This window comes from Streptomyces sp. 13-12-16, from assembly GCF_002114215.1.
In the GTDB taxonomy this organism is placed as follows: Bacteria; Actinomycetota; Actinomycetes; order Streptomycetales; family Streptomycetaceae; genus Streptomyces.
In genome coordinates, this window is sequence record NZ_NCTE01000317.1 from 1 (window position 1) to 6,833 (window position 6,833).

At 71.3% G+C, this 6,833-nt stretch carries 7 protein-coding genes; 6 read left to right on the top strand and 1 reads right to left on the bottom strand.

Features of this window, described 5'->3' with window-relative positions; all coding sequences use genetic code 11:
* From B7767_RS13455 to ccsB, 4 genes are all read left to right on the top strand, one after another.
* Positions 1–614, top strand: a 614-nt coding sequence (locus tag B7767_RS13455) for a TlpA family protein disulfide reductase (protein ID WP_373408210.1), incomplete at its 5' end; no start/stop codon positions are given.
* Positions 615–630: 16 nt separating this feature from the next.
* A complete protein-coding gene (locus B7767_RS13460) occupies positions 631–1,383 on the top strand; it encodes a cytochrome c biogenesis CcdA family protein (protein WP_085572397.1) in 753 nt (250 codons plus the stop codon).
* A 4-nt stretch (positions 1,384–1,387) separates the two neighbouring features.
* A complete protein-coding gene (locus tag B7767_RS13465; RefSeq protein WP_085572392.1) occupies positions 1,388–3,133 on the top strand; it encodes a cytochrome c biogenesis protein ResB in 1,746 nt (581 codons plus the stop codon).
* Positions 3,130–4,242: a c-type cytochrome biogenesis protein CcsB gene (gene ccsB, locus B7767_RS13470; protein ID WP_085572393.1), complete on the top strand. Its 1,113-nt coding sequence runs from the start codon at positions 3,130–3,132 to the stop codon at positions 4,240–4,242. Before B7767_RS13465 ends, ccsB begins: the two co-directional genes overlap by 4 nt.
* A gap of 61 nt (positions 4,243–4,303) precedes the next feature.
* Here the strand turns inward: ccsB and B7767_RS13475 are convergent, their stop codons facing one another.
* The gene (locus tag B7767_RS13475) at positions 4,304–4,762 is read right to left on the bottom strand and encodes a nucleoside deaminase (RefSeq protein WP_085572394.1); all 459 of its coding nucleotides are present in this window, start codon (positions 4,760–4,762) and stop codon (positions 4,304–4,306) included.
* Positions 4,763–4,859: 97 nt separating this feature from the next.
* On the opposite strand from B7767_RS13475, the gene B7767_RS13480 reads away from it, so the two are divergent.
* Positions 4,860–5,624, top strand: coding sequence for a CDP-alcohol phosphatidyltransferase family protein (locus B7767_RS13480; protein WP_085572395.1), 765 nt, complete (start codon positions 4,860–4,862; stop codon positions 5,622–5,624).
* A 281-nt stretch (positions 5,625–5,905) separates the two neighbouring features.
* Positions 5,906–6,833 (top strand): serine/threonine-protein kinase (locus B7767_RS13485; protein WP_143652422.1); only part of this gene is annotated, 928 nt, incomplete at its 3' end.

Sequence of the window (6,833 nt, forward strand, 5' to 3'; positions counted from 1 at the left end):
CCCCCCAGCGCTCGAACCGAGCCCCCCGCGCACGCCGTCGCGTCCTCCTGGCCGCCGCCGGCGCCGCCGCGGCCGCGCTGCTCGTCTCCGCGTGCGGCTCGGGCGGGACGTCGGGCGGGGGCGGTGACACCGGCTACGTCGCCGGATCGGACGGCATCGCCACCGTCGAGAAGGGCGACCGTGCCGACGCCCCGGACCTGTCCGGCGAGACCGTCGACGGCGATCACCTCGACGTCGACGACTACAAGGGCAAGGTCGTCGTCGTGAACGTATGGGGTTCCTGGTGTCCCCCCTGCCGCGCCGAGGCCAAGAACTTCGAGACGGTGCACCAGGACCTGAAGGACGAGGGCGTCCAGTTCGTCGGGATCAACACCCGTGACGCCACCGTCGGCCCGGCCCTCGCCTTCGAGGAGGAGCAGGGGGTCACCTACCCGAGCCTGTTCGACCCGACCGGCAAGCTGATGCTCCGCTTCGAGAAGGGCACCCTCAACCCGCAGGCCGTCCCCTCCACTCTCGTCTTCGACCGGGACGGGAAGATCGCCGCGCGCTCGCTCCAGGCACTCAGCGAGGAGAAGCTGCGCAAGATGATCGCCCCGGTCCTCGCGGAGAAGTGACGTGACCGGAGTGTCCATGCTGGCCGCGGACCCCGGCGAGACGGTGCGCAGCGGGGCGCTGCTGCTCGCCCTGCCCGTCGCCGTGCTCGGCGGGCTCGTCTCCTTCTTCTCGCCCTGCGTGCTGCCGCTGGTCCCCGGCTACCTCTCCTACGTCACCGGCGTCTCCGGCACCGACCTGGCCGAGGCCCGGCGCGGCCGGATGGTGGCCGGCGCCTCGCTGTTCGTCCTCGGCTTCACGGCCGTGTTCGTCTCGGGCGGCGCCTTCTTCGGCTACTTCGGACAGACCCTCCAGGAACAGTCGGACGTCCTGTCCAAGGTGCTCGGCGTCTTCATGATCCTCATGGGCGTCTTCTTCATGGGCCTGATGCCCTGGCTCACCCAGCGCGAGTTCCGCTTCCACAAGCGGCCGGCGACCGGGCTGGTGGGCGCCCCCGTCATAGGCGCCCTGTTCGGCATCGGCTGGACACCCTGCATCGGCCCGACGCTCGCCTCCGTGACGGCCCTGTCGTTCAACGAGGCCACCGCCGGCCGTGGTGCCCTCCTCACGGTCGCGTACTGCCTCGGCCTCGGCGCGCCCTTCGTGCTCACCGCCGTCGCCTTCCGCAAGGCGCTCGGCGCCTTCGGCTGGGTCAAGCGCCACTACACCTGGGTGATGCGCACCGGCGGCATCATGATGATCGCGACCGGGCTGCTGCTGCTGACCGGGGCGTGGGACGTCATCGTGCAGCAGATGCAGACCTGGTCCAACGGCTTCACTGTGGGGATCTGATCCGATGAGCGACACCACGACAGACAACGCCCCGAAGGCCGGTGACGACCAGGACCTGGGCGCCGCCGGCTCCCAGCTGTCCACCGCGCCCAAGGAGGAGCAGCCCAACCTGCCGTCCCTGGGCGTCATCGGCTGGGCCCGCTGGTTCTGGCGGCAGCTCACCTCCATGCGGGTCGCGCTGCTGCTCCTGCTGCTGCTGTCGCTCGGCGCGATCCCCGGCTCGCTCATCCCGCAGACCGGCATCGACGCCACGAAGGTCGCCGACTTCCGCGAGAAGCACGACATCCTCGCACCGGTCTACGACAAGCTCGGGCTCTTCAACGTCTACAGCTCGGTGTGGTTCTCCGCGATCTACATCCTGCTGTTCGTCTCCCTCATCGGCTGCATCGTGCCCCGCACCTGGCAGTTCGTGGGCCAGCTGCGCGGACGCCCGCCGGGCGCGCCCCGCCGGCTGACCCGGCTGCCCGCCCACACCACGTGGCGCACCGGGGCCGAGCCCGAGCAGGTCCGCGAGGCCGCGCTCGCCCTGCTGAAGAAGCGCCGCTTCCGCGCCCACGTCGTCGGTGACGCCGTCGCCGCCGAGAAGGGCTATCTGCGCGAGGTCGGCAACCTGGTCTTCCACGTCGCGCTGATCGTGATGCTGATCGCCTTCGCCTGGGGGCAGCTCTTCAAGTACGAGGGCAACAAGCTGATCGTCGAGGGCGGCGGCTTCGCCAACACCCTCACCCAGTACGACGACTTCCGGTCCGGGAACCTGTTCACCGAGGACGACCTGGACCGGTTCAGCTTCGATCTCGAGGACTTCAAGGGAACCTACGAGCTGACCGGGCCGAACCGGGGCACCCCACGGACGTACGAGGCCGACCTCACCTACAGCGTCGGCGCCTACGGCGAGGAGCGAAGGACCACCGTCAAGGTCAACCAGCCCCTCGAGATCGACGGCTCGAAGGTGTACCTGGTCAGCCACGGCTACGCGCCCGTCCTCACCGTGAAGGACGCGAGCGGCAAGGTGGTCATGGACAAGGAGGCCGTCGCCCTGCTGCCGCTCGACGGCAACGTGACCTCCTCGGGCGCGGTCAAGGTCATGGACGGCTACCGCAACGCCGAGGGGAAGCGGGAGCAGCTCGGCTTCAACGCGTTCTTCCTGCCGACGTACGGCGGCGAGGGCAGCACGATGCTCTCCGCCTTCCCGGCGCTGATCAACCCGATGCTCGCGCTCTCCGCCTACCACGGTGATCTCGGCGTCGACGCGGGCACCCCGCAGAGCATCTACCAGCTCGACAAGACCAACATGGAGGAGTTCAAGGACTCCGACGGGGAGCTGTTCAAGAAGCAGCTCGCCGTCGGGGACACCATGACCCTCCCGAACGGCGCCGGCACCGTGACCTTCGACGGCGTCAAGGAGTGGGCCGGCTTCCAGATCGTCCAGGAGCCGGGCGGCGGCTGGGCGCTCGGCGGTGCCGTCGCCGCGATCGCCGGCCTCGCCGGCTCCCTGTTCATCCAGCGCCGCCGCGTGTGGGTGCGCGCGGTGCGCGGCGACGACGGCGTGACCGTCGTCGAGATGGCCGGCCTCGGCCGCAGCGAGTCCGCGAAGGTGCCCGAGGAACTCGGCGACCTCGCCGGACTCCTCTACGACAAGGCGCCGGGCGCGCCGGAACCCGACGACTCCGACGACCCGGACGAGACCTCCCCGAAGACGACCGGACCCACCGACACCGAAGCCGTACCTGCCGAAGGGGCTGAGCAGTGACTCTCGCCGCCGCGACCAACGAGAACCTCGCGGAGATCAGCAACGTACTGATCTACTCCGCGATGGCGATCTACACCCTCGCCTTCTTCGCGTACATCGCGGAGTGGCTCTTCGGCAGCCGCAGCAAGGTCGGCCGTACGGCCGCGGCGCTCACGCCGAAGGCGGCCACGGCGAGGACGGCACCGGCCGTCACCGTCAACAAGGCGGGCGGCACCGCCGTACTGGAGCGGCCGAAGGTCGTCGTCCGGGCCGCGAGCGGCTCCCGTGACGTGCCCGACGGGCCCGGAGCGCACGGCGGGGACGAGAAGGGCGACCTCTACGGGCGCATCGCCGTCTCCCTCACCGTGCTCGCGTTCCTCCTCGCGCTCGGCGGCGTGCTCACCCGCGCGCTGTCCGTGGAGCGGGCGCCGTGGGGCAACATGTACGAGTTCAACATCACCTTCTCCACCACCGCGGTCGGCGTGTACCTCCTGCTGCTGGCGCTGAAGAAGAACGTGCGCTGGATCGGCCTGTTCCTGACCACCTCGGTCCTCCTCGACCTCGGTCTCGCCGTCACCGTCCTGTACACCGCGAGCGACCAGCTGGTTCCCGCCCTCCACTCGTACTGGCTGTACATCCACGTCTCCACGGCGATCCTGTGCGGCGCGGTCTTCTACGTCGGTGCGATCACCACGGTGATGTACCTGTTCAAGGACTCGTACGAGAACAAGCTCGCGAACGGCGGCAAGCCCGGCAGCTTCGCGACCTCGTTCCTGGAGCGGCTGCCCGCCTCCTCCTCGCTGGACAAGTTCGCCTACCGCGTCAACGCGGCGGTGTTCCCGCTGTGGACGTTCACGATCATCGCGGGCGCCATCTGGGCCGGCGACGCCTGGGGCCGCTACTGGGGCTGGGACCCCAAGGAGACCTGGTCCTTCATCACCTGGGTCGCCTACGCCGGCTACCTGCACGCCCGCGCCACCGCCGGCTGGAAGGGCCGCAAGGCCGCGTACCTGGCGCTGGCCGCCTTCGGCTGCTGGCTGTTCAACTACTACGGCGTCAACATCTTCGTCTCCGGCAAGCACTCGTACGCGGACGTCGGCCTGGGCGCGCTGGGGTCCGTGGGCTTCTGAACCCGGACACCACGAAGGCCGGTTCCCACGACCTGAGTCACGGGAACCGGCCTTCGCCGTGTCACGTCCCGATGTCCTCGCTCCACAGCTGTGGACGACGGGCGACGAACTCCCGCATCATCGCGGCGCACTCGGGATCGTCCAGCAGCACGATCTCCACGCCGTGTCCGGCCAGCCAGTCGTGCCCGCCGTGGAAGGTGACCGCCTCGCCGATCACCACCCGGGAGATGCCGAACTGCCGGACGAGCCCCGAGCAGTACCAGCACGGGGAGAGCGTCGTCACCATCGTCGTACCGCGGTACGACCGCTGCCGTCCCGCCGCGCGGAAGGCGGCGGTCTCCGCGTGCGCCGACGGGTCGCCGTCCTGTACACGGCGGTTGCGGCCACGGCCGAGCAGGGTCCCGTCGGCGCCGTACAGCGCGGCGCCGACGGGGACGCCGCCTTCCTCCAGTCCGGCGCGGGCCTCCGCGAGGGCGGTGGCGAGCCAGGCGCGGGCGGTGACCGGATCGATCGACTCCATGGGGTCAGTGTCCCCTGCCGACGGCCCGCCGTACGCGCTCTGTACCCTGGCCCGATCATCGCCGCACGTGCGGTGGTCGGGCCTGGGGAGGAACGTCATGGGTGCTCCGGTACTGGAGGAGCTGCGGGAGGTCTGCCAGCCGCGGGCCAAGATGGACAGCCGCAACGGCGAACACTGGGCCGGCCGCCTCTACATGCGGAAGATCTCCCTGCGCACCACCCGCCACCTGGTCCGCACCCCCGTCACCCCCGACCAGCTCACCTGGACCATGGTGGTGTGCGGAGTGGCCTCCGGCGCCGCGCTGATGATCCCGGGCCTGACCGGCGCGGTCCTCGCCGTGATCCTCATGCAGCTGTTCCTGCTCTTCGACTGCGTGGACGGCGAGGTCGCCCGATGGAAGGGCCAGAACAGCGCGGCCGGCATCTACGTCGACCGGCTCGGCGCGTACCTCGCGGACGCGGCGCTGATGGCGGGCGCCGGCTACCGCGCCGCCGAGTCGGGCGTCGGCGGCTGGCTGTCGGTCGGCATCGCCACCGCCCTCGGCGTCGTCCTGCTCAAGGCCTCCACCGATCTGGTGGACGTCGCCCGCGCCCGCCGCGGCCTGGCCGTCGCCGACGACGAGTCGACCCGCCCGCGCTCGGAGGGCGTCGCGACCGTGCGCCGCATCGCCGCCGCGTTCAAGGTCCACCGGGTCACCAACGGGATCGAGGCGTCCCTCGTCCTCCTCGTCGCGGCCGTCGCCGACACGGTCACCGGCGGCATCGAGCCGACCCGCTGGGCCCTGGGCGCACTCGCCGTCATCACCTGGGTGATGGTCCCGGCCCACCTGCTGTCGATCCTGTCGTCGTCCCGCCTGCGCTGACCTGCCCCGGGAGCGGTGCGCCGCCCGCGTCACGGGCTGCACCGGCCCCGGCCTCCGCCGCCGCCGGCTCACCCGCGCCGTCACCGCCCCGAAGGCCGAAGGGATCCTCGGATGACGGTGCGTCACCGGTCGCCCGGCTCCGTGCAAGGGCGCGGCGCGTCCAGGGGGAGAGTGATGGTCGAAGTACCGTACGGCGTACGGCACTTCGACGAACACGGGTGCGATTGGCTTTATGCTTGGCCCTGCCCGAACGGGCCGAGATCGCACGCCGGGAGGCATTTGTGTCAGCGCTGGAGCCGGACGACCCGGGCTCCGTCGGGGGATACCGGCTGATCAGCCGGCTGGGCGCGGGCGGTATGGGCAGGGTCTTCCTCGGCCGCTCCCCGGGCGGGCGGCTCGTCGCGGTGAAGGTGGTGCACGCCGAGCTGGTGCGCCGGCCCGAGTTCCGCGACCGGTTCCGGCGTGAGGTCGAGGCGGCCCGGAAGGTCAGCGGTGCCTTCACCGCACCGGTCGTCGACGCCGACCCGGACGCGCCCCTGCCGTGGCTGGTGACCAGCTACATCGCCGGTCCTTCGCTGGAGCAGGCGGTCGTCGAACGGGGGCCGTTCGAGGCGGGCGCCGTACTGGCGCTGGCGGCCGGGCTGGCCGAGGCGCTGGTGTCGATCCACGCCGCGAACCTCGTCCACCGCGACCTCAAGCCCTCCAACGTGCTGCTCGCCGAGGACGGGCCCCGGGTCATCGACTTCGGGATCGTCCGCAGCGTCGAGGCCGACTCGATCACCGGCACCGGTCTCGTGGCCGGCTCGCCCGGGTTCATGTCGCCCGAGCAGGTCAACGGCGACACGATCACCCCGGCCAGCGACGTCTTCTGCCTGGGCGCGGTGCTGGCCTTCGCGGCGACCGGCGCGAATCCCTTCGGCGAGGGACCGACCCCCGCGCTGCTCTACCGCGTGGTGCACAACACCCCTGACATCAGCACCGTCACCGACCCGGCGCTGCACGCCCTCATCGGCGACTGTCTCGCCAAGGACCCGGCCCGTCGCCCCACCCCGCGGGAGATCCTCGCCCGGGTCGGCGCACCGGGCGACGAGAGCACGACGGCCCTGCGGCCCCCCGGCCCCCTGCCGCGGCAGGTCGGCCCTCCCGGGGCCCCGACGGACGTACTGCCGCGCGACACCGGGCCCGGCGCCCTCCCGCGGCAGGCGACCG

Coding starts and splice junctions, on each gene's coding strand:
- B7767_RS13460 (WP_085572397.1), top strand. CDS start 631: ATGCTGGCCGCGGACCCCGGCGAGACGGTGCGCAGCGGGGCGCTGCTG.
- B7767_RS13465 (WP_085572392.1), top strand. CDS start 1,388: ATGAGCGACACCACGACAGACAACGCCCCGAAGGCCGGTGACGACCAG.
- B7767_RS13475 (WP_085572394.1), bottom strand. CDS start 4,762: ATGGAGTCGATCGATCCGGTCACCGCCCGCGCCTGGCTCGCCACCGCC.
- B7767_RS13480 (WP_085572395.1), top strand. CDS start 4,860: ATGGGTGCTCCGGTACTGGAGGAGCTGCGGGAGGTCTGCCAGCCGCGG.